The organism is Bradyrhizobium sp. 521_C7_N1_3, from assembly GCF_052075975.1.
Taxonomy (GTDB): Bacteria; Pseudomonadota; Alphaproteobacteria; order Rhizobiales; family Xanthobacteraceae; genus Bradyrhizobium; species Bradyrhizobium japonicum.
Map to the genome: position 1 here is coordinate 780447 of NZ_CP197232.1, position 22993 is coordinate 803439.

General features: G+C 64.7%; 20 protein-coding genes and 1 pseudogene. 9 read left to right on the plus strand and 12 right to left on the minus strand.

Features of this window, described 5'->3' with window-relative positions:
- Nucleotides 1-31: 31 nt before the first annotated feature.
- Nucleotides 32-340: a 50S ribosomal protein L28 gene (rpmB, locus tag AB7008_RS03610; RefSeq protein WP_014490379.1), complete on the minus strand. Its 309-nt coding sequence runs from the start codon at nt 338-340 to the stop codon at nt 32-34.
- Nucleotides 341-952: 612 nt separating this feature from the next.
- Here rpmB and AB7008_RS03615 point away from each other — a divergent pair.
- The 5 genes and pseudogenes from AB7008_RS03615 to AB7008_RS03635 all read left to right on the plus strand — a co-directional run bounded on the left by AB7008_RS03615 (nt 953) and on the right by AB7008_RS03635 (nt 7874).
- Entirely contained in the window at nt 953-1741 is a 789-nt protein-coding gene (locus AB7008_RS03615; RefSeq protein WP_441261179.1) for a DUF3108 domain-containing protein, read from the plus strand.
- 848 nt (nt 1742-2589) lie between these two features.
- Nucleotides 2590-5976: a helicase-related protein gene (locus AB7008_RS03620; RefSeq protein ID WP_441258443.1), complete on the plus strand. Its 3387-nt coding sequence runs from the start codon at nt 2590-2592 to the stop codon at nt 5974-5976.
- 10 nt (nt 5977-5986) lie between these two features.
- A pseudogene (locus tag AB7008_RS03625) lies at nt 5987-6268 on the plus strand (RNA-binding S4 domain-containing protein); the annotation flags it as partial.
- A 132-nt stretch (nt 6269-6400) separates the two neighbouring features.
- Nucleotides 6401-6739, plus strand: a complete 339-nt coding sequence (gene fdxA, locus AB7008_RS03630; protein WP_014490375.1) for a ferredoxin FdxA — start codon at nt 6401-6403, stop codon at nt 6737-6739.
- Between the two features lie 343 nt (nt 6740-7082).
- Nucleotides 7083-7874 carry a CarD family transcriptional regulator gene (locus tag AB7008_RS03635; protein ID WP_080669646.1) on the plus strand — a complete coding sequence of 264 codons (792 nt, stop codon included), beginning with the start codon at nt 7083-7085 and terminating at the stop codon, nt 7872-7874.
- A 79-nt stretch (nt 7875-7953) separates the two neighbouring features.
- Here the strand turns inward: AB7008_RS03635 and AB7008_RS03640 are convergent, their stop codons facing one another.
- Nucleotides 7954-8355 carry a nuclear transport factor 2 family protein gene (locus AB7008_RS03640; RefSeq protein ID WP_441258444.1) on the minus strand — a complete coding sequence of 134 codons (402 nt, stop codon included), beginning with the start codon at nt 8353-8355 and terminating at the stop codon, nt 7954-7956.
- Nucleotides 8356-8369: 14 nt separating this feature from the next.
- Entirely contained in the window at nt 8370-9041 is a 672-nt protein-coding gene (locus tag AB7008_RS03645; RefSeq protein ID WP_441258445.1) for a hypothetical protein, read from the minus strand.
- 128 nt (nt 9042-9169) lie between these two features.
- Here AB7008_RS03645 and AB7008_RS03650 point away from each other — a divergent pair, with 128 nt between their 5' ends.
- Nucleotides 9170-10060: a LysR substrate-binding domain-containing protein gene (locus tag AB7008_RS03650; RefSeq protein ID WP_248881146.1), complete on the plus strand. Its 891-nt coding sequence runs from the start codon at nt 9170-9172 to the stop codon at nt 10058-10060.
- 2 nt (nt 10061-10062) lie between these two features.
- Here AB7008_RS03650 and AB7008_RS03655 read toward each other — a convergent pair whose 3' ends face one another.
- The 7 genes from AB7008_RS03655 to cyoA are packed head-to-tail and all read right to left on the minus strand — an operon-like array spanning nt 10063 to nt 16958.
- Nucleotides 10063-10596, minus strand: coding sequence for a response regulator transcription factor (locus AB7008_RS03655; RefSeq protein ID WP_014490373.1), 534 nt, complete (start codon nt 10594-10596; stop codon nt 10063-10065).
- A complete protein-coding gene (locus tag AB7008_RS03660; protein ID WP_028170100.1) occupies nt 10586-11965 on the minus strand; it encodes an ATP-binding protein in 1380 nt (459 codons plus the stop codon). Before AB7008_RS03660 ends, AB7008_RS03655 begins: the two co-directional genes overlap by 11 nt.
- Nucleotides 11937-12785 (minus strand): SURF1 family protein, encoded by an 849-nt coding sequence (locus AB7008_RS03665; protein ID WP_441258446.1) that lies wholly within the window; start codon nt 12783-12785, stop codon nt 11937-11939. Before AB7008_RS03665 ends, AB7008_RS03660 begins: the two co-directional genes overlap by 29 nt.
- Nucleotides 12782-13162, minus strand: coding sequence for a cytochrome o ubiquinol oxidase subunit IV (cyoD, locus tag AB7008_RS03670; protein ID WP_441258447.1), 381 nt, complete (start codon nt 13160-13162; stop codon nt 12782-12784). The genes AB7008_RS03665 and cyoD overlap by 4 nt, the downstream gene beginning before the upstream one ends.
- Entirely contained in the window at nt 13159-13788 is a 630-nt protein-coding gene (cyoC, locus tag AB7008_RS03675; RefSeq protein WP_248881149.1) for a cytochrome o ubiquinol oxidase subunit III, read from the minus strand. Before cyoC ends, cyoD begins: the two co-directional genes overlap by 4 nt.
- A complete protein-coding gene (cyoB, locus tag AB7008_RS03680; protein ID WP_028159913.1) occupies nt 13789-15786 on the minus strand; it encodes a cytochrome o ubiquinol oxidase subunit I in 1998 nt (665 codons plus the stop codon).
- Nucleotides 15787-15797: 11 nt separating this feature from the next.
- On the minus strand, nt 15798-16958 hold the full coding sequence (gene cyoA, locus AB7008_RS03685; protein WP_441258448.1) for a ubiquinol oxidase subunit II: 1161 nt from the start codon (nt 16956-16958) through the stop codon (nt 15798-15800).
- Nucleotides 16959-17140: 182 nt separating this feature from the next.
- Here cyoA and AB7008_RS03690 point away from each other — a divergent pair, with 182 nt between their 5' ends.
- Together AB7008_RS03690 and AB7008_RS03695 are read left to right on the plus strand one after the other, a co-directional pair.
- Nucleotides 17141-18469: an MFS transporter gene (locus tag AB7008_RS03690; RefSeq protein ID WP_014490366.1), complete on the plus strand. Its 1329-nt coding sequence runs from the start codon at nt 17141-17143 to the stop codon at nt 18467-18469.
- A gap of 242 nt (nt 18470-18711) precedes the next feature.
- Entirely contained in the window at nt 18712-18954 is a 243-nt protein-coding gene (locus AB7008_RS03695; RefSeq protein WP_441261180.1) for a c-type cytochrome, read from the plus strand.
- 163 nt (nt 18955-19117) lie between these two features.
- On the opposite strand, the gene AB7008_RS03700 is transcribed toward AB7008_RS03695, so the two are convergent.
- The gene (locus AB7008_RS03700; RefSeq protein ID WP_247316509.1) at nt 19118-20509 is read right to left on the minus strand and encodes a M48 family metalloprotease; all 1392 of its coding nucleotides are present in this window, start codon (nt 20507-20509) and stop codon (nt 19118-19120) included.
- 134 nt (nt 20510-20643) lie between these two features.
- On the minus strand, nt 20644-21495 hold the full coding sequence (locus AB7008_RS03705) for a thermonuclease family protein (protein WP_304492491.1): 852 nt from the start codon (nt 21493-21495) through the stop codon (nt 20644-20646).
- A 249-nt stretch (nt 21496-21744) separates the two neighbouring features.
- Between AB7008_RS03705 and AB7008_RS03710 the strand changes: the two genes are divergently transcribed.
- Nucleotides 21745-22953 (plus strand): ABC transporter substrate-binding protein, encoded by a 1209-nt coding sequence (locus AB7008_RS03710; protein ID WP_028151369.1) that lies wholly within the window; start codon nt 21745-21747, stop codon nt 22951-22953.
- Nucleotides 22954-22993: the final 40 nt, after the last annotated feature.

Sequence of the window (22993 nt, forward strand, 5' to 3'; positions counted from 1 at the left end):
AACTTAGCCCCCGCCCGATTTGAGAACTGGATTAGCTGGCCTTCTTCGCCGGCGCGGTGTCGCCGACCTTCTTCTGGATGGCGCGCTTCAGCTCGAGGGCGCGCGGCGACAGGACGTCGGCGTTGGCCTTGAGCAGGAAGGGGTCGAGGCCGCCATTGTGGTCGACGCTCTTGACCGCGTTGGTGGAGACGCGCAGGCGCACGTTGCGGCCGAGCGCTTCGCTGATGAACGTCACGTTGACGAGGTTCGGCAGGAAGCGGCGCTTGGTCTTGATGTTGGAGTGGCTGACCTTGTGGCCGACGAGGGGGCCCTTGGCCGTCAGTTCGCAGCGGCGAGACATGGTAGAAATCCTCTTCTGTCCCCCAACGATTTGCGGCCGCCATTCTGGGCGCCACGGGGGCTAATTCTGTGTCCTTGCAGGGAGCGGGCGGACGTATAGGGGGGAAGGGGCGGGCAGTCAAGGTTTTGGGCGGTCTTTTCGCCTCTCCCCGCGTGCGGGGAGAGGCCGGAATGCGCGCGAATAGCGCGGATTCCGGGTGAGGGGGAGTCTCCGCGGGGGAATGGCCGGTTGAGTGCAGCCACTCTGACCTCCCTCGCCGAGAGCCCCCCTCACCCCAACCCTCTCCCCGCAAGCGGGGCGAGGGGGAGAGACAGCGGGGCGAGGTGCGCGTCCCTGACACACCCCTCGATCACCAAAACGGCAATGATTGAAGTGCCTTACCATCACATAAAGGGCGTATTCGCCCCTGAGATATCAAGTGGAGTTCCGCAAGCCTCCGCGCCCGGACACATTGTTTGCCGCGGTTTTTGGCTTAAGTAACAACCGTTCGCGCCCCGATTGGATTGTTTCGTGCTCGCATCACCACGACTTTGGCTCCAAGGCTCAGTCAGCCCGCGCTCAGTCGGTCCGCGCTCCGCCGGCCGGCTTGCCTTCGCGGCCCTTTGCGGGCTCGTGGTGGCGTGGGGGGCGGATCCCGTGGCGGCGCAGGGCAAGCTCGAGGCGCAGTATGAGGCGACGCTGGCCGGCATTCCCGTCGGCAAGGGCGCCTGGAACATCGACATCGGCGACGACGTGTTCGCGGCCGCGGCCTCCGGCGGCACCACGGGGATCTTGAAATCCTTCGCGGGCGGGTCCGGCACCGGCGCCTCGCAAGGCAGGGTGGTCAACGGCGCGCTGGTCGCGACCGGCTACCAGGCCTCCACCACCACCTCGAAGAAGACCGAACAGATCCACATCACGCTCGACAAGGGCAATGTGAAGGAGTTCGGCATCGTGCCGGAGCCGCCGGTTGATGCCGACCGCATCGTCGTCACCGACGCGCATCGCCGCGGCGTCTGGGACCCGATGACGGCCTCGCTCTTGCGCGTGCCCGGCACCGGCGACCCTGTTACGCCTGACGCCTGCCGCAACGCCGCGCCGGTGTTCGACGGCCGCATGCGCTACGATCTCAAGCTCGATTTCAAGCGCATGGAGACCGTGAAGGCCGAGAAGGGCTACAGGGGCCCGGTCGTGGTCTGCGCGCTCTATTTCGCGCCCGTGGCGGGCTACATCCCCGACCGCCCCGTGATCAAATACCTCGCCGCCCAGCGCAACATCGAGATCGCCTTCGCACCCGTCGCGGGCACGCGCATCCTGGTCCCGTTCTGGCTGAAAGTGCCGACGCCGCTCGGCCCGGCCATGCTGGAAGCGACCAGCTTCGTCACGTCACCCCAGCCGCCGCGCGTCGCGAAGACGCAGTAGGGCTTTAGCCGCGCATACCCCTTCGAGACCGTCACCCTGAGGTGGCCGCTTCTTCAGCGGCCCTCGAAGGGCGACAGCCCGGCTGTTCCCGCAGGGAATATCCGTGCGTGCCGCCGCATCCGGGCCGTCCATCCTTCGAGGCTCCCGGCGCGATGCTGCGCACCGCGCCACTCGCACCTCAGGATGACGGGGAGGCAATTTGGCCGGAAGGAAATGTAATTCTTTCAACGACATGCCTACTGTGCATGGGGTTGTTTTCGCGAAAATGAGTTTGGGGGGCGTGATCCGTGAATCCATTTGACTCCACCCCGATTCTGATTCGACTCCGCGCCGTCCCCAATTTTAAGGAACCGGTCATCGAAACGCCGCTTGTGCGGCAGGGGAAAACTCCATCTAGTGCGCAACCAATAAGAGTCCCGCGACATCTGGCGTGAACGGAACAGGACTTCAGCGGGAGTCAGCGATTCGGCCGCGATTCGTTCTAGAGTCGTTCCGAAGCTTAAGGTCAACGGGAAAAGCGTTGCAAAGTGAGACAGTTGCGCGAGGTTTGGGGAGGGCGCTCCCTCACACCCGGTGTCATCGCCCGGCTTGCTGCTATCCAATCCCGTCACCCTGAGGTGCCGGAGCGAAGCGGAGGCCTCGAAGGGCGGCGGGCCCGACAGGTGCTGCAAGCATGCTCGTGGCTGAAACCCGGGCCGTCCATCCTTCGAGGCTCGCCCTACGGCGCGGTTGCGCCGCAAGGCGAGCACCTCAGGATGACGGGAAGGGGGCGGGTCGCAGCCACGCCCTCAACACACCCCAAAACAGCACTGACATTCGCCCAAATCGCCACTACCTAATCCCTAGACATGGCCTTCTCCTCCTCCCCCTTCGCCTCCGAGCGCGCACCTGGCGCGGGCGTCACTGCAGTGCTCGGGCCGACCAACACCGGCAAGACCCATCTCGCCATCGAGCGGATGCTCGCGCATCCCTCGGGGCTGATCGGGCTGCCGCTGCGGCTGCTCGCGCGCGAGGTCTACAACAAGATCGCAGCCAGGGTCGGCAGCGAGGCGGTCGCGCTCGTCACCGGCGAGGAGAAGATCAAGCCGAAGAACCCGCGCTATTGGGTCTCCACCGTCGAGGCGATGCCTAGGGATCTCGACGTCTCCTTCCTCGCCGTCGACGAGGTCCAGATCGCCTCCGATCTCGAACGCGGCCACGTCTTCACCGACCGCATCCTCAACCGCCGCGGCCGCGACGAGACGCTGCTGTTGGGCGCCGCCACGATGCGCCCGATCATCGAGCGGCTGCTGCCCGGCGTGTCCATGATCACGCGGCCGCGCCTGTCGCAGCTGGAATTCGCCGGCGACCGCAAGATCACGCGCCAGCCGCGCCGCACCGCCATCGTCGCCTTCTCGGCAGACGAGGTCTACGCCATCGCCGAGCTGATCCGCCGCCAGCATGGCGGCGCGGCCGTGGTGCTGGGATCGCTCTCGCCCCGCACGCGCAATGCGCAGGTGGCAATGTTCCAGAACGGCGACGTCGATTACCTCGTCGCCACCGACGCGGTCGGCATGGGCCTTAATCTCGACGTCGACCACGTCGCCTTCGCCTCCGACCGCAAGTTCGACGGCTACCAGTTCCGCCGCCTGACGCCGGCTGAATTCGCGCAGATCGCCGGGCGTGCGGGCCGCGCCACGCGCAACGGCACCTTCGGGACGACGGGCCGCTGCGGGCCGTTCGAGCCCGAGCTCGTCAACGCGCTGCAGAACCACACGTTCGACAACGTGAAGATGCTGCAATGGCGCAATTCGAAGCTGGATTTCTCCTCGCTCGGCGCGCTCCAGGTGTCGCTCAACCAGTCGCCCGGCCATGAGGCGCTGACGCGCGCGCCGATCGCCGAGGACATGCGCGTGCTCGACCATGCCGCCCGTGACGTCGAGGTGCGCGATATCGCGCATGGCAAGGCCGCCGTGGAACGGCTGTGGGAGGCCTGCCAGGTCCCCGATTACCGAAAACTGTCGCCGGCCGCCCATGCCGAGCTCGTCACCACGCTGTACGGCTTCCTGATGCAGAAGGGCTGCATCCCCGATTCCTGGTTCGCGGCCCAGGTCGACCAGGCCGACCGCATCGACGGCGACATCGACACGCTGTCGGCCCGGATCGCTCAGATCCGCACCTGGACCTTCGTCGCCAACCGCCCGGACTGGCTGAAAGACCCCGAACGCTGGCAGGGGATCGCCCGCGAGGTCGAAAATAAATTATCGGATGCGCTCCATGAACGCTTGACTGAGCGTTTCGTTGATCGCCGGACCAGTGTATTGATGCGCCGCCTGCGGGAGAACACGAGCTTGAATACTGAAATCGGCAAGACCGGCGAAGTCATCGTCGAAGGCCATGTCATCGGCCGCCTCGATGGCTTCACCTTTGCACCGGATGCGGCGGAAGCAGGCTCCGATGCGAAAGCCTTGCAGGCTGCAGCGCAAGCGGTGCTCGCCGGCGAGATCAACGCGCGCGCCGAGAAACTGGGCAATGCGCCGGACGATCAGTTCGTGCTGACCTCGGAAGGCACGATCCGCTGGACCGGCGATGCCGTGGCGCGCCTGTCTGCCGCCGAGGAGGCGCTGCAGCCGCGCATCCGCATCATCTCCGACGAGCGCCTTACCGGTGCGCCGCGTGAGAAGGTGCAGGCTCGGCTCGAGCTCTGGCTCAAGACGCATATCGAAAAGCTGCTCGGGCCGATGTTCGAGCTGTCGAAGGCCGAGGACGTCACCGGCATTGCCCGCGGCATCGCCTATCAGCTGGTCGAGGCGCTCGGCGTGCTCGAGCGTCCGAAGATCGCCAACGAGCTGAAGGATCTCGACCAGCCCTCGCGCGCCGTGTTGCGCAAATATGGCGTCCGCTTCGGCGCCTATCACATCTATTTCCCCGGCCTGCTCAAGCCCGCCGGGCGTGCGCTGGCCGCACTGCTGTGGGCGCTGAAGCAGGACAATGTCGATCTGTCGTCGCTGTCGGGCGCGCAGCATCTGGCATCTTCGGGCCGCACCTCGTTCCCGGTCGACAAGCAGCTGCCGCGCGATGCTTATCGCGTGCTCGGCTACAAGCAGGCCGGCGAGCGCGCGGTGCGCGTCGACATTCTGGAGCGGCTCGCCGATCTGATCCGTCCGGCACTGGCCTGGCGCGAGAACTCGCCCGGCGAAAAGCCCGCCGGCGCGTTCGACGGCCGCAGCTTTGTGGTGACGCAGGCGATGACCTCGCTCACCGGCTCCGCCGGCGAGGATTTCGCCTCGGTGCTGCGCGCGCTCGGCTATCGCATGGAGAAGCGTGCGCCGCTGCCGCCGAAGCCGGCGGCTGCTGTCGCGGAGACGCCGGCGGCCGAAGCAAGCGCAGAGGCTCCGACTGAACCGACGGCGACCGATGATGCCGCCGTAGGCGCGGACACCGCGATCGAAGCCGCCGTCGAGCCCGTCACCGTCGAGGACGCGCCCGGCATGGAGCAGCACGACGAGCCCGCGCATGAAGAGCCGGCGCTCGAAGCATCGCCTGATGCCCCCGTCACGCCCGAGGATGCCCCCGGCATCGCGCCGCCAGCGGAAGAGGCTGCTGCTGCGCCCAGCGAGGCTGTGGAAGCTGCCTCCGCCGAGGCTGCTGCAACCGAAGCCGCTGCATCCGCTGATGCCGCCGCGCCAGTCGAGGCTGCCGCTGCGCCTGCCGAGCCCGAGCTCGTCGAGGTCTGGCGTCCCGGCGGCCGCCACGAGGATCGCAAGCCGCGCCACGAGCGCCATCGCCATCAGCGTCACCACCATCAGCGCCCGCAGGCGGGCGCAGAGGCGGGTGCTGCACCGGCGGAAGGCGAAGCAGCGCAAGTTGCTGACGGCGAGAGGCGCGGCGAGCGTCATCGTCACGGCGGTCATCGCCGCGATGGGGCCAGGGATTTCCGCAAGCCGCGCGAAGGTGGCGCCGAAGGCGCGCCGCGTCCAGAGGGGCGCGACGACAGGAACCGCCGCTTCGAGGGTAAGGATCGCGATAACAAGGATCGCGATCGCAACAAGGGCAAGTTTGGCGGAGATCGCGACAAGGGCCGCGACAATCGCGGTCGTGACCGCGACAAGGGCCGCGACCGTCAGGGCGGTCCGTCGCTGCGCCCCTACGCCTCGAGCGCGAACCCGCGCGAGCGCGATCGTCCGGCCGATCCGAACTCGCCCTTCGCAAAGCTCGCTGCGCTGAAAGAGCAGCTGTCCGGTCGCAAGGAGTGATCCCACGACCGAGCGGCAGCGCCTCGACAAATGGCTGTGGCACGCGCGGGTGGTGAAGGCGCGCACCTCCGCGGCCGAGCTCGTTGAGTCCGGCCACGTTCGCATCAACGGCACACGCGAGAAGTCGCCGGGCCATGCGATCAAGATCGGGGACGTGATCACCATCGCGCTCGATCGCACCGTGCGCGTGCTGAAAGTAATCGCTTTCAACGAGCGCCGCGGCGATGCTGCCTCGGCCCGCGTGCTCTACGAGGAGCTGAGCGAAGGCAATCAAAGTTCTCAGCGCAATTAATTGCGCTTTGAATTCATTTCTTGGTCGATCAAACGCGTAAAGCCGTCATGATCGACCGTTCCCGACCTTGCGGCGCCGGGCCATCCGCGCTACGCAAGCCGCGACTTTTAAAAGAGCTTTTCGGAGCGTTGGATGACTTACGTCGTCACTGAAAACTGCATCAAGTGCAAGTACACCGACTGCGTCGAGGTCTGCCCGGTCGATTGTTTCTACGAAGGCGACAACATGCTCGTCATCCATCCTGACGAATGCATCGACTGCGGCGTGTGCGAGCCGGAATGCCCCGCCGACGCCATCAAGCCGGACACGGAACCGGGCCTCGAAAAGTGGCTCCAGGTCAATGCCGACTACGCCAAAAGCTGGCCGAACATCACCCAGAAGAAAGAATCACCCCCCGACGCGAAGGAATTCGACGGTCAGGAAGGCAAGTTCGAGAAATATTTTTCTCCGAACCCGGGTTCGGGGGACTAATTCGCGCCCAAACTTAACCCTAATACCTTCGTCTGCGCCGAAAACCAGTCACAAAAGTCCCTAAATCATTGATTTTTGCGGGAAATGTGCTATATTCAGCACATTGAGCAGAACCCGCCAGCCCCGTTGGCCCCGCTGGGTTCCCGTGAAACCAAATGTCGAACAGGGGCGTGGCAGTTTCCGCGCGCAGGCTGTGTCACAGAAAACGCGTAAAAAGAGTACTTCAGCGAGGGCTTCCCATAAGGAGGCCAAAAAAGTCGCCGCGGCCAGCCGTAGCGCATCCAAGGGTCGGACCGCGACGAAGGCACCGGCTGCAAAGTCCTCGAAGAACAAAAGAAGCGCAATGCCTAACAAGACTGCCAAACCGGCCGCGAAAGCGACCGTTGCCAAGCCTGCTGCTGCCAAGGCTCCCGCTGCCAAGCCGGCCGCGCCGAAGGCTCCCGTTGCTGCTGCTCCTGCCAAGGCTCCTGTCGCTGCCAAGCCGGCCGTGAAGCCCGCCGCGGCCGCGCCGAAGGTCGAGGAAAAGAAGGTCGTGACCCAGCGTCAGGGCTTCAAGGCCAACGAATTCGTCGTCTATCCCGCTCACGGCGTCGGCCAGATCCTGGCCATCGAGGAGCAGGAGATCGCCGGTGCGAAGCTCGAGCTGTTCGTCATCAACTTCATCAAGGACAAGATGACGCTGCGGGTGCCGACCGCCAAGGTCGCCAACGTCGGCATGCGCAAGCTGTCCGATCCCGCGCTGGTGAAGAAGGCGCTGGAGACGCTGAAGGGTCGCGCCCGCGTCAAGCGCACCATGTGGTCGCGCCGCGCCCAGGAATACGAAGCAAAGATCAATTCGGGCGACATCGTCGCGATCGCGGAAGTCGTGCGCGACCTCTACCGTTCCGAGTCGCAGCCCGAGCAGTCGTACTCTGAACGCCAGCTCTATGAAGCGGCGCTCGATCGTCTCTCCCGCGAGATCGCGGTTGTGCAGCACTCGACCGAGACCGAAGCGGTCAAGGAGATCGAAGCCCAGCTCGCCAAGAGCCCGCGCCGCACCAACGCCAAGGCGGAAGCCGCCGACGGCGAGGGCGAGACGGATGCCGACGGCGATACCGATGGCGATGACACCGCCGTCGCCGACGAGGCCGCGTAAGCGTCTCGCAGCGTCGATCGCAAGCAATCAAAAGCCCGGCCGTTTGGCCGGGCTTTTTGTTTGAGCGTTGTGGCCGCGGTCAGGCCGGGAAACGGTCGCCGAACATCGGCAGGCCGCTGCGTGATTGCGCCTGCGTCGCCTCATCCTGGATGACGTCCCAATGCTCCGCGAGTATGCCGTCCTCCAGCCGCACGATATCGGCAACGACCCATGCGGCCGGCGTGCCAATTCCGCTGAAACGTCCATGCAGAATGACGAAATCGCCGCTCGCCGCCGTGACATGGTTCTCGTAGCGCAACGTGGCTGGCAGGCCCTTGACGAGGTCGAACAGCCCGTCACGCCCCGGCGGGATATGTGCGCTGTGCTGGATGTATTGCGCGGACCAGAGGCGTTCGGCCGCGACGTAGTCGCGCCTGTTGAAGAGCGTATCGAATGCGTCGAGGACGCATTTCACGCGGTGGTCTTCGCCGGCCCCGGTCATGACGCGCCCCTCCGTTACTTTCGCACCAGCGGGATCTGCAAATTGGTCGGCCGGTTCTGCTCGGTGTCGAAGCCGCGGCCGTCGATGTTGCGCGCACCCCAGAACAACAGGTCGCCCCTGAGATAGACGAGGTCGTACTCCATGAAGTTCGTGGCCTCCGCGAGTCCGAAGGGAGCGAACGTCTTGCCAAAGATGCTTTGGGTCGCGTTGACGGCCCAGGGCGCGTATCCGGCGGAAGCGACCTTGTTGAGCACGTCGGCGAACCCCTGCGCCAGCGGCGTGACCTCGTAGGTCTCGTCCGCGACGAAATCGACCTTCTGCGCACCTGGTGCAATCGGATGCGCACCCCGCCACTGCATGTGTCCACCGATCCTGATCCGCGCGAGCGGCACGGCACCGTAAGGGTCGGCCGAGTTGACGATCTCGAGCTCGAAGCGGTCGGATGGCTGATATTTGAAGGCGCGCTTGAGGTAGAATGGCTTGAGCGTGGCATCGGCGTTCTTCGCTGCGCTCGGACGCACCTCCGGTGCGATGCTTTCCCAGTCGCCGAGCAACGCCTGCTTCAATCCTGTCACATCCAGTTCCATGTTGTTTGCCTTTGCCTGCGTGTTGGAGGATTGCGCAGCCGCTTCGCCAGATCCCGCCAGCGCGAGGATCAGCAGAGACGTTTGAATGCTCTTGAGCATGTGAAGCTCGCTCCCCTGCGCCTCTGCCTGCCAGGCAGACCTCGTTCACGCCGGCTATACCGGCAGCTGGCCAACTGGAAAAAGACTTTGTAAGCTGGCCCCATGCCTGCGAGATATGGGAGGTCGTGATGGAGCTTCGGCATCTCCGCTATTTCGTCGCCGTTGCCGACGCAGGCAGTTTGACCGTTGCGGCCGAGCAGAAGCTGCATACGTCGCAACCATCGCTCAGCCGGCAAATCCGGGACCTCGAAGGGGAGGTCGGCGTTCCCTTGATGAACCGCAGTGCCCAAGGCATCGCGCTGACGGCGGCCGGCAGGGCCTTTCTCGAGCACGCCAGAATGGCGCTGCTTCAGGCGGAGGCTGCCAAGGAAGCGGCGCTCCGTGCCGCGCAGCCCCCGCAGCCCGCTTTCTCGTTGGGCTTTCTGTCGGGCGCCGAAATCGACCTGCTGCCCGAGGTGGATCGCATTCTGCGCGACGCATTTCCCGGCATCGATATCCGCCTCTCGAGCGATTATTCGCCGTCGCTTGCCAAGGCCCTGATGCGGCGAAAGCTCGATGCTGCCTTCATCCGGCCGGAAGAGCACATGGAAGATCTGGTCTGCCGGCGCGTGCGCACCGATCCTCTGGTCTTCGTCTTTCCGAGCGACCATCGGCTGGCATCGCAAGCCACGGTGGCGCCCGAGGAGATCAGGGACGAGACCTTCTACCTACCGTCCAAATCCGCTCCCGCGGTTCGCCGTGTCGTTCTGGATTATTTCAGCCGGACCGGAGTCGACCTCAAGCCCGACCGCGAAGTCCACAATGTCGTCCACGCGATCTCCATGATCGCGTCCACGCGCGGCGTCATGATGCTGCCGGCCTACACCAAGCGATATCTGCCGGAGACGATCACCACCCGGCCGGTGCGGGGAGATGCACCCAAGCTCGATCTCGTTGTCGCCTATCACAAGGCGAATCAATCCCCGATCCTGAAATTGCTTCTCTCCGAGGTCGGCAAGCTCGCGACGGTGTCGTCCTAGGCTCACTTCACCGGCCGCTTCTCGAGCTTCCTTGCCAGCGTGCGCCGGTGCATGCCCAGCCTTCTTGCCGCTTCCGAGATGTTGAAATCGGTCTCGATCAGCGTCTGGTGGATGCGCTCCCATTCCAGCGTCTTGATCGAGGTCGGCCGTGCATCGAGTGCGACTTCGGCGTTGCCTTCGGCCTTGTTGAAGGCGGCTTCGATATCGTCGGTGTTCGACGGCTTTGCGAGGTAGTGGCAGGCGCCGAGCTTGATCGCCTCGACGGCGGTGGAGATGCTGGCAAACCCGGTCAGCACCACGATCAGCATCTCCGGATCATGCGTGTGCAGCAGCTCGACGCAGGCGAGGCCCGAGGCGCCACCGAGCTTGAGATCGACCACCGCGTGTCCAAAGGATCGCTCCTCCAGCACCTTCCGCACCTCTTCGATCGAAGCTGCGAGGACGACGTCGTAGCCGCGGCGCTCGAACGAGCGTTTCAGCGTGCGCGCGAAGCCGGCATCGTCCTCGACGACGATGAGCGAACGGTCAGGCGTCAAAATTTCCTCCGATCGCGAGCGTTGCGAGCGGCAGCGTCAGGCGGACGGTGGCGCCGCGCTTCCTGTGGTTCTCGGCGGTCACGCTCCCGCCGAGCTTGCGCACGACGTTCACCACCAGGAACAGGCCGAGCCCGCCGCCGGCGCGGCCCTTGCTCGAGTGATAGGGTTTCCCGAGCTGCGCCAGCATCTCCGGCGCAAAGCCCGGGCCGCGATCGCTGATCGACAGCACGAGATTGTCGCCCTCGCGCTCGGCCAGCAGCTCCACCCATTCGCGCGAGACCTCATAGGCATTGTCGAGCACGTTGAAGATCACCTGCTTCAGCGCGACGTCGGAGACGATCGCGACGTCCTCGCCGAACGTGTTGACGAAATAGAGCGTGCGGGCCGAGCGCGCATCGCGCCACTCGTCCACCAGCGCGGTGACGAAGGCCGTCACCGTCGTCGGCGAGGAGCCTTCGCCGCGCGCCTCGCCCGCCGACACCAGGATGCCCGTCACGATGGTCTTGCAGCGTTGCAGGGAGGTTTCCATCTCCGCGAGATCCTCGGCAAGCTCCTGATCGGCGGCGAGATCGGGCATGCGGCGCCAGTCGCTGAGGATCACCGAGAGCGAGGCGAGCGGCGTGCCGAGCTCATGCGCCGCGCCGGAGGCGAGCAGGCCCATGCGGACGATGTGGTCCTGTTCGGCCGCATGCTGGCGCAGTGCCGCCAGATGCGCATCGCGCTCGCGCAAATTCCTGTTGATGCGGGTGACGAACACGACCAGCAGCACGGCGTTGAGGACGAAGCCCAGCAGCATGCCGGTCACGGTGAGACTGTAGGCCTCGCTGATCGGGTTCGGCGGCAGGTCGAGCGGCCGGTAGGCCATGGTCAGCCAGATGAAACTCGCGCAGGTCAGTGCGACCAGCGACCAGGTCGAGCGGCCATCGAGCAGCACCGCGCCCAGCGTGACCTGGAGCAGGAACAGCGAGGTGAAGGGATTGGTGGCGCCGCCGCTGAGGTAGAGCTGCGCGGTCAGCGCGGCGACGTCGAGCATCAAGGCGACCAGCAGCTCGTTGTTGGTGATCGCCGCGCGATGGCGCACCCAGACGAGGCTGGAGACGTTGAGCAGCAGCAGCGCGCCGATGACCGCGCCCATCCGTTCCAATGGCAGGGGAATACCCAGGCCGAAATGCACGCCGCCGATGGTCACGATCTGGCCGACCACCGCGGTCCAGCGCAGCTGGATCAGCAGCGCCATGTTCTTGCGGTTGGTCTCGTCGTCGGTCGGCGCAACGCCGATCAGCTCGCTGCGCGCGTCTGCCTGCGATTGCAGCGTGACGGCGTCATGCGTCATTCCGTCGTCAGGTAGATTCGACGATCGTTCCAGCATCTGATCCCGTCCTGCGGGCGGTGGCATCGGGGCCGCCGGCCGGTTCGTGGACGAAGCGCTTGCGGCGGAACAGCCCGCCGCCGAATGTGACGAGAAGTTTACCGGCCAGCATGAACGCCAGGGCAAACCACGTCAGCGCATAGATCAGGTGGTTATTGGGAAAGCGGATCACGGTCAATCCGCCGATCGGCCCGCCGGTGGTTTGTGATCCGCCGTCAGCATCGATGAAGAAGGGCGCGACATCGTGGAGGCCGCGCGTTGCCGCAATCGCGGCGACATCCCGCGAGTACCAGCGGTTGTGCTGGGGCACGTTGTTCCGCAAGAATCCGCCCTTCGGCTCGGTCATGCGTAGCAGGCCGGTGATCTCGACCTGGCCGTTCGGATTGCCGCCCTGGCGCGTCGATGCGTCGCGCCGCTCGGACGGCACAAAGCCGCGGTTGACCAGGACAAGCGAGCCGTCGTCGCGCTGAAGCGGCGTCAGCACCCAATAGCCGGGGCCTTCTTCGGTGACGGCCTGAACCAGTGTCTCGCGGTCATGCAGGAAACGGCCGGTGACGCTGACGTGCCTGTATTCGTCGTTTGCTGTGGAGACGGTCGGCCAGGCCGCGGGCGACGGGATCGGCTGGGCCGGGGCATGGACGCGCTGCTCGACGCGGTCGATCAGCGCCAGCTTCCAGGCGCGCCGCTCGATCTGCCCGACACCGAGCGCGATCAGAATGACGAACGCAGCGAGCGAGAGGACCGTGAGCCACAGGCGCGGACGCGCAGCCTTGCGGCCTGCGTCCTCTGCCTCGCTCGTCACGGTCCGGATCTCGCTCACTTCATTCCCGTCATCTCGTGCATCGGCATCATGTTGCTGTTGAGGTGGTTCATCACCCACAGCGAACCGGACAGCGCGATCACCACCATGACGATGGTGAAGATCAGCGCCATCATGGTCCAGCCGTTCTCCGACTTGGGGCTCATGTGCAGGAAGTAGATCATGTGCACGACGATCTGCACGACCGCGAAGGCCATGATGACCAGCGCGGTGATCTGCTTGCTCGGCAGTGTGCCGCTCATCACCAGCCAGAACGGGATCGCGGTGAGCACCACCGAGAGCACGAAGCCGAGCATGTAGCCCGAGAACGTGCTGTGGGCGTGGTCGTCGCTGTGGTGATGGCCGTCCGCGTGGGCGGCGTGGGTATCGGTGCTCATCGCAGAACTCCCAGGAGATAGACGAAGGTGAAGACGCCGATCCAGACCACATCGAGGAAGTGCCAGAACATCGACAGGCACATCAGGCGGCGGCGGTTGGCTTCGATCAGGCCGAACTTCCAGACCTGCACCATCAGGGTCACCAGCCAGATCAGGCCGCAGGAGACGTGCAGGCCGTGGGTGCCGACCAGGGTGAAGAAGGCGGACAGGAAGGCGCTGCGCTGCGGCGTCGCGCCTTCATGGATCATGTGGGCGAACTCGGAGAGCTCGATGCCGATGAAGGCGAGGCCGAACATGCCGGTGATCGCCAGCCACATCTGCGTCTGGGCGATCTTGTTCTGCTGCATCGTCAGCATGGCAAAGCCATAGGTGATCGACGACAGCAGCAGCATCGAGGTGTTCACCGCGACCAGCGGCAGCTCGAACAGGTCCTTCGGGGCGGGGCCGGCGGCGTAGTTGCCGCCGAGCACGCCGAAGGCGGCGAACAGCATCGCGAAGATGAGACAGTCGCTCATCAGGTAGATCCAGAAGCCAAGCGAGGTGCTGTAGCCTTCCGGATGCGGATGTTCGTCGGCGAGGTAGAACAGCGGCTCGCCGGTCTGGGCGGGATTGACAGCGACAGTCATTTACTTGGCTCCGGCCAGCAGTTTGGTGCGCGCGTCCTCGGTCCGGATGACGTCTTCAGCCGGAATGTCGAAGTCGCGGTGATAGTTGAAGGTGTGACCGATCCCGACGACGAGCATCGCGATGAAGCTCGCCGCCGCCAGCCACCAGATGTACCAGATCAGGCCGAATCCCATCGCGGTGGCGAAGCCGGCGAGGATGATGCCGGTGCCGGTGCTGCTGGGCATGTGGATCGGCCTGAACCCGGTGAGCGGACGCTGGTAGCCGCGCTTCTTCATGTCCCACCACGCGTCATTGTCGTGAACGACGGGGGTGAAGGCGAAGTTGTAGTCCGGCGGCGGGGAGGAGGTCGCCCATTCCAGCGTGCGCGCATCCCAGGGATCGCCGGTGACGTCCTTGAGCTGCTCGCGCTTGAGGAAAGAGACCGCGAACTGCATCAGCATGCTGAGGATGCCGAGGAAGACGAGGAAGGCACCGATCGCGGCGATGACGAACCAGATCTGGAGAGACGGATCGTCGAACACGCGCAGGCGGCGGGTCACGCCCATCAGGCCGAGCACGTAGAGCGGCATGAAGGCGAGGTAGAAGCCGACGACCCAGAACCAGAACGACAGCTTGCCCCAGAACACATCGAGCTTGAAGCCGAACGCCTTCGGGAACCAGTAGTTGATTCCGGCGAACGCGCCGAACACCACGCCGCCGATGATCACGTTGTGGAAGTGCGCGATCAGGAACAGGCTGTTGTGCAGGACGAAGTCGGCCGGCGGTACCGCGAGCAGCACGCCGGTCATGCCGCCGAGCACAAAGGTCAGCATGAACGCGATCGTCCACAACATCGGCAGCTCGTAGCGGATACGGCCGCGATACATCGTGAACAGCCAGTTGAACATCTTCGCGCCCGTCGGGATCGAGATGATCATCGTGGTGATGCCGAAGAACGAGTTGACGCTGGCGCCAGAGCCCATCGTGAAGAAGTGGTGCAGCCACACCAGGTACGACAGGATGGTGATGACCACGGTGGCGTAGACCATCGAGGTGTAGCCGAACAGGCGCTTGCCGGAGAAGGTCGAGGTGACTTCCGAGAAGACGCCGAAGGCGGGGAGAACCAGGATGTAGACCTCGGGGTGGCCCCAGATCCAGATCAGGTTCACGTACATCATCGGGCTGCCACCGAAATCGTTCGTGAAGAAGTTGGTGCCGACGTAGCGGTCGAGCGAGAGCAGCGCGAGCACGACGGTCAGAACGGGGAAGGAGGCGACGATCAGGATGTTGGTGCAGAGCGAGGTCCAGGTGAAGACCGGCATCTTCATCATGGTCATGCCGGGGCACCGCAGCTTGACGATGGTGCAGATCAGGTTGATGCCGGATAACGTCGTGCCGACGCCGGCGACCTGCAGCGCCCAGATGTAATAGTCGACGCCGACGTCAGGACTGTAGCCGATGTTCGACAGCGGCGGATAAGCCAGCCAGCCGGTGCGGGCGAATTCGCCGATGAACAGCGAGGCCATCACCAGCACCGCGCCGCCGACCGTCATCCAGAAGCTGAAATTGTTCAGGAACGGGAACGACACGTCGCGTGCGCCGATCTGGAGCGGCACGACATAGTTCATCAGGCCCGTCACCAGCGGCATCGCCACGAAGAAGATCATGATCACGCCGTGGGCGGTGAAGACCTGGTCGTAGTGATGGGCGTTGAGATAGCCTTCGGAGCCGTTGAACGCGAGCATCTGCTGGCCGCGCATCATCAGCGCGTCCGCGAAGCCGCGCAGCAGCATCACGATGCCGAGGATCATGTACATGATGCCGATACGCTTGTGGTCCACGGTGGTGAACCATTCGCGCCAGAGATAGCCCCAGAGGCGGAAATAGGTGAGGCCGGCGAGCAGCGTGGCGCCGCCGAGTGCGACCACCGCGAAGGTGCCGACGACGATCGGCTCGTGCAGCGGCAGCGATTCGAAGCCGAGCCGGCCGAAGATGAGCTTGAGAAGATCAGGAGACATGCGGGATCTCTTTAGGAGTCTGACTTCGGACGCTGTCCGAGGAAGAAGGACGAGGACTTCAGCGGCGTGAAAGTCGGCCGCTTCAGGCCGGCGCCGAGCAGCGGCGCGGTGTCGGCGGGGGCCGTGATGGAGGCGGTGGTCTTGCCCTGCGGCGCATCGGGCGTGCAGGTGCCGGCGACGAAGGTCGGCTCCGGCCCGAGCGCGCTGCCGCGGCGGGCGTACTTGTCGTAGGCCAGCGGCAGGGTGTTGTTCAGGCCCTCATGGCCGCTGCCGCCCTTGGCGTCGATCGCCATCATCTCGCTCTGGCACATCTTGCCGGTCTCGACGCACATGTTGAGGATCAGGCGGTAGAGATCGGAATCGATGGTGCCGTAGCGGCGCACCGGCTCGTTCTGGCTGGGCTTCTCCAACTGGAGATATTCGGCGCGGCCGAGCGAGCCGCCGGCGGACTTGGCGCTGGCGATCCAGGCGTCAAAGCCCTTGTCGTCGAGGCCCTGGAAGTTGAAGTGCATGCCGGAGAAGCCGGCGCCGCTGTAGTTCGCCGAAAAGCCCTTGTAGGTGCCGGCGTGGTTCACCACGGCGTGGAGCTTCGTCTCCATCCCCGGCATCGCGTAGATCTGGCCGGCGAGTGCGGGGATGTAGAACGAGTTCATCACCGAAGACGCGGTGATGCGGAAGTTGATCGGACGATCGACCGGAGCTGCCAGGTCGTTGACGGTGGCGATACCGTAGTCTGGATAGATGAAGAGCCACTTCCAGTCGAGCGCGACGACATCGACCTCGAGCGGGGCCTTGGACTGGTCGAGGGCGCGGTCGGCATGGATGCGGCCGAGCGTGCGGTAGGGGTCGAGCAGATGCGTGCCCATCCAGGTCAGCGCGCCCAGGCAGATGATGATCAGCAGCGGCGCCGACCAGATCACCAGCTCGAGCTTGGTCGAGTGGTCCCAATCCGGCTCGTAGCGGGCCGAGGTGTTGGACTGGCGGTAGCGCCAGGCGAACAGCACCGTCAGCGCCATCACGGGGACGACGATCAGGAGCATCAGGACGGTGGAGATGATGACGAGGTCGCGCTGTTGCGCTGCGATATCGCCGGCAGGCGCCAGCACGACGTAGTTGCAGCCGCTGAGCGCAGCCGCCAGAGGTAGCAGCGCCAGGATCTTGAGACGGGACACGGGCCGAGCCTTATGAGAATGAGTTTCCTTTGCGGGGCCAAGGGGTAGCTGCGGCGCAACAATCCGGACATTGGACAATTTGTCCAATGTTGCAGTGCGGAATGTTGGGTCAGACAAGGGTAGATTGCCTGGCGCCCCGCCGGGCGGTCGGCTTTGGTTTTCAGGACGTTAAGGGCGCACGCATGGCGACGGCACAGACCCCCGCAATGGCAGATATCCACTCGGGCGAGCACGGCCACGACCAGGCCAGTCCCGGCGAGATCGCCATCGGCGTTATCATCGGCCGCACCTCGGAATTCTTCGACTTCTTCGTCTACGCGATCGCCTCGGTGATCGTATTTCCGCGCCTCGTGTTCCCGTTCACCAGCGAGCTGACCGGCACCCTCTATTCCTTCATGATCTTCGCGCTGGCCTTCGTGGCCCGGCCGATCGGAACCGTCATTTTCATGACGGTCGATCGCGAGTACGGCAAAACCGCCAAGCTGGTCTCGGCGCTGTTCCTGCTCGGCACCGCCACCGTCGCGCTCGCGTTCCTGCCCGGCTATCACGACATCGGCGTTGCGGCGATCTGGCTGCTGGCGCTGGCGCGTATCGCGCAGGGTCTGGCCTGGGGCGGCGCCTGGGATGGTCTGGCTTCGCTGCTGGCGTTGAATGCGCCGGCTTCGAAGCGGGGCTGGTACGCCATGGTGCCGCAACTCGGCGCTCCGCTCGGGCTGATCGTGGCGAGCGCGCTGTTCGCCTATTTCGCCGGCAACCTCTCGGCCGACGACTTCTTCGACTGGGGCTGGCGCTATCCGTTCTTCGTTGCCTTCGCCATCAACGTCGTGGCGCTGTTCGCACGCCTGCGCATGGTGACGACGGAAGAATATGCCTCGCTGTTCGAAAATCGCGATCTCCAGCCCTCGCGCATTTCCGAAACTGTCGCACGCGAAGGCCACAACATCATGCTCGGCGCATTCGCGCCGCTCGCAAGCTTCGCGCTGTTCCACATGGTCACGGTGTTTCCGCTGTCCTGGGTGTTCCTGTTCACCCGCGAAAGCCCGGTGCGCTTCCTGATCATCGAGATCGTCGCCGCCGTGTTCGGCGTCGCGGCGATCGTGGCCTCCGGCATCATCGCCGACCGCGTCGGCCGCAAATCGCTGCTGATGGGATCGGCCATCGCGATCGCGATCTACAGCGGTTTTGCTCCGCAGCTGCTCGATGCCGGCGCGTTCGGTGAGACCATCTACATGGTGATCGGTTTCATCCTGCTGGGTCTCTCCTTCGGCCAGTCCTCGGGCGCGATCGCCTCGAACTTTCGGCAGGCGTACCGCTATACGGCTTCCGCGCTGACCTCGGATATGGCCTGGCTGTTCGGTGCCGGCTTCGCGCCGTTGGTGGCGCTTCTGCTCGCCACCAATCTCGGCGTCATCGCGTCGGGTGCCTATCTGCTGTCGGGCGCGTTCTGGACCCTGCTCGCACTCTGGCTCAGCGGCCAGCGCGAGGCGGGCGATATGGACGCGGGCGCTTAAGCCGCGTCCAGCGGACGGGAATAAAACTCGGGCCGGACGATCCTGTTTGCGGCGACGCAAGCAGGAGATCTCATGAACGTCCGGTCCAATCCCGTCCAAAGCAAAGTTTTGCAAGCCTAGTCCTCACCGTAAGCCTGGTCCTCACCATCGTCGCGATCGTTTTCTCGACCGGGCTTGCCCACGCCACCGGCAACGTCGCGCGCGGCCAAACGCTCTACAAGGGCTGCGCAGATTGTCACTCCATCAATGAGAACGCTGTCGGCCCGATGCACAAGGGCGTGGTCGGTCGCAAGGCGGGTAGCGTGCCCGGCTATGACTATTCGGCCGATCTGAAGAACTCAGGGATCGTCTGGACCGAGGACAATCTCGACAAATGGCTGGCCGGACCGCAGGCCATGGTGCCGGAAACCAAGATGTTTTTCGACGTCCCGGACGCGCAGGATCGTGCTGATATCATCGCGTTTCTGAAGGAAAAGGCGCGGTAGTCGCCGCAAAGTCGGATTCGGAGTCTCGTAGGGTGGGCAAAGCGAAGCGTGCCCACCATCTGTCGCTATCATTGACGGGTCGTGGGCACGGCGCTACGCGCCTTTGCCCACCCTACGGCACTGTCTTTGTGGCTCGAGATCCCTGGTTCGCGTTTGGCGCGCGTCAATCCGCCACGACCTTCACGCGATCCCGCACCTTCACCTGAGCGTTGCGATCGAGCCCGTTGAGCACGCGGAAGCGTTCGGCGGGATGATCGACGCCGGCCATGCGGTGGGAGAGCGATTCCACGGTGTCGCCGGGCTGCACGGTGATGACCTTGATGCGCAGGGGCCGCGCGGCCTGAATCTCGTCGAGCGTCAGGCGGCGGAATGAATTGACGGTCTCGCGCGCGTTGCGCTCGCTCTCGGTCGATTTCTGCCGTGTCGCGAAGATGAAGCGATAGACGTCGCTGCCGAAGCGCAACGCATAGACCTTGAACTGCCACTGATCGCCCTTGGCGGTGGCGGACGCAGCCGGAAAACCGTTGATGGTGATGTCTTCGGTGGAGGCCTTCTCGACGCCCTCCATCCAGCCGGAATTCAGGTAATCGCCGAGCGACTGCTCGGCCGGCACCCGCACGACGTCGAAGCGCATCGCCTGCGAGCCGCCGTCGCGCACGCCGATCACCGCCTGCGCGGTGTTGTCGAGCGTGAAATTGTCCGGCGCCTGGAAGGTGAAGCCGAGTTTCGGGTGCAGGAAACGCCGGCCGCGGACAAAACCTTCGCTGGGGTCTTCGCCATAGACGAGGTTGTCGATCGCGGCGAGGTAGGTCTCGCGGTCGCGCTCGGCGCCCTCGGGCGCCGCATATTGCCGTGCGATGGTCTGCGCATTCTGCACGCGCTCGGGGGTGGCCGGATGCGACGAGGTGAAATCTTGCGCGCGCGGATCGAGCGAGGTCTTGCCGACCTTGAGCTCGGCATTGCGCTCCATCGCCGAGAGGAAGCGGGCGGCGCCATAGGGGTCGAAATGTGCCTTGGCGGAAAGGCCGACGCCGATGCCGTCGGCCTCGAACTCCTGGTTGCGCGAAAAGCTCGCCATGGTGAGCTTGGTCTTGGCCAGCGCAAGCGCGGTGAGATCGGGATCGTTGCTCATGTCGGTGACGACGCGGGTGACGATGGCGGCCTGGCGCGCCTGGTCCTCGCGCATCGCGGCGTGCTTGGACAGCACATGCGCCATCTCATGGCTGAGCACGGAGGACAATTCCGAGGTGTCGCTGGCGAGCGCGAGCAGGCCGCGGGTGACATAGAGCTGGCCGTTCGGCAGCGCGAACGCGTTCACGGCGCCGGAATTGAGGATGGTGACCTTGTAGCCCTGGTCGGGGCGGTCGGACGCCGCGACGAGCCGGTCGACGGTCTTGCTGACGAGCGATTCGAGCCTGGGGTCGTCATAGGTCCCGCCGTAGCTCGCCAGGATGCGCTCGTGCTCTTTTTCGGTGGCGGGGGTCTGCGCGACAGCCGGTTTCGGCTTGGGTATCGCCACGGTCGGTGGGGCCGCCGCGGTCTGGAACCGGTTCATGTCGCCGCAACCGGCAAGGGCCGAGCCCAGCACGAGGCACAGCGCGGCCGGTGCAGCCCGCAGGCGGCGGCGTTCACTCCATACGTGCCGTTCTAGCACCCCATTCACGTCGCTTAACCCGTGCCTGGCCCTTTTTAGGGCCTTACCCCTGTCGGCTCGTTTGCGCCCAGCAGCTCGACCTGCCCCGCAAGGCGCACATCGATGCGCGGCCCTGCATTTCCCTCGACCCAGCCCCGGACGCGAATCCGTCTATTTTCCAGGGACTTAAGAGTAATCCCGGCGTTTTCGAACGCGGGTTGCGTGCGCTTTGAAATAGTCACGGCAAAGCCGCGTGTCCAGTTTCGTCCGAAGTTGAGGTACGTCATTGCCCCAGCTTGCCGGACCGACAGGACTTTGCCCTCGACCACCATAAAGCGCCCGATCCCCGCCAAAATATCGTCCGGACTTTCCGCGTTTTTTATGGCCGACGGGTCAGCCCAGTTGCCCTTTTTTTGGCGCCGCGCCTCGGTCTCCGCCGCCATCAAGGCCGCCGCGCAGTCCTTGTCCGCGATCTCGGCGGAGACGAGGGCGTCGCCCTGGGCGAGCAGCACGGCCTGCACGGAGATGCCGCCGTCGCCGGCAAATATGAACGCAGCTTGGCGGCCGTAGCGGTCGGGCGTGTCGTCCGCGCTCCGCAGACTCACGTCGCGCCCGACGAGCAGCGAGGTCAGTGCCTGCTTCGTCGTCGCGGTCGGTTCGATTCCGGTGAGGCGCACTTCGCGGCCGTCATCGAGACGCACGCTGCGGGCGTCGACCATCGCCGCGACGCGGCCCTCGCCTTGAGTCTCGAATTGGCACGGGGCGGCGAACGCAGTGTGAGCCGCGGCGAGAAGAAATGCGACGATGAAGTGAAACAGTCGCGTCACGTTGCCCGGAGAGGTTGCGTTGAGTGCCAGTCTTAACTCAAGCGTAGCGCCTCGCGAAGAGGCTTCGTCACGCTCCGTCATTGCGAGCCAGCGAAGCAGTCCCGCCGCGGAAGATTCTGGATTGCTTCGCTCTGACAGTAATGACGGAGAAACAATTATCCGTAGCCGACCATTCCGCTTTGCGGAAAACGCGCGCGCCAATCGCCGCTTCGTAACGCACCTGCGCTTGCTGCGCTCTCGCGCATGCGGCATGATTGCGGCAATAGCGATAGCCAAGAGCAATAACCAAGCCGCCATCAGAGTACGGCGCGATAAGGGAGGTCTTTTTCGATGAAGCATATTTTGTCGGGCATTTTTGCCGCAGCGTTTGCCCTGAGTGCGAGCGCCGCCGCGCAGGCCCAGGACAAGCCGCCGCTGAAGATCGGCGGCATCCTCGACATGTCGAGCCTCTATGCCGACATCACCGGTCCCGGCAGCGAGACCGCGGCCAAGATGGCCGTCGAAGATTTTGGCGGCGAGGTGCTGGGACGCAAGATCCAGGTGCTGGCGGCCGACCATCTCAACAAGGCTGACCTGTCCGCCAACATCGCCCGCGACATGCTCGACAACCAGGGCGTCGAGATGATCTACGACGTCGCGGCTTCGGCCACTGCGCTCGCCGCCGGCGAGATCGCGAAAGCGCGCAACAAGATCATTATGTTCAACGGCCCGGGCTCGATCCGTCTCACCAACGAGGCCTGCGGTCCCTACACCATCCACTATGTGTTCGACACTTACGGCCAGGCCAACGTCACCGGTCTTGCCGCCGTGAAGTCCGGCCTCGATAGCTGGTTCTTCCTCACCGCCGACTACGCCTTCGGCCAGGACCTGGAGAAGGACACCAGCGCCGTCGTCACCAAGACCGGCGGCAAGGTGCTCGGCGCCGTGCGCCATCCGCTCAACACGTCGGATTTCTCGTCGTTCCTGCTCCAGGCTCAAGCGTCCAAAGCCAAGGTGATTGGCCTTGCCAACGCGGGCGGCGATACCGTCAACGCCATCAAGCAGGCGGCCGAGTTCGGCATCACCAAGGGCGGCCAGAAGGTCTCGCCGCTGCTCGCCTTCGTCTCCGACATCGATTCGATCGGGCTGGAGACTGCGCAGGGCCTGCTGCTCGCCGAAGCCTTCTACTGGGACCTCAACGACGACACGCGCGCGTTCTCGAAGCGGTTCATGGAGCGCACCAAGCGCGTGCCGACCTCGGCGCAGGCCGGCGTCTATTCGTCCGTCACGCATTACCTGAAGGCCGTGAAGGCCGCGGGGACGACCGACTCGGCTGCGGTCATCAAGGTGATGAAGGAGACGCCGATCAACGACTTCTTCGCCAAGAACGGCAAGATCCGCGAGGACGGTCGCATGATCCACGACATGTACCTGTTCGAGGTCAAGAAGCCTTCTGAGTCCAAGGGCCGCTGGGACGACTACAAGCTGCTCGCCACCGTGCCCGGCAACGAGGCGTTCCAGTCGCTGGAGCAGTCGCGCTGCCCGCTGGTGAAGAAATGACGTCGTGACGTGAGTCACGACGGGCCGCAGTGACTGTCGA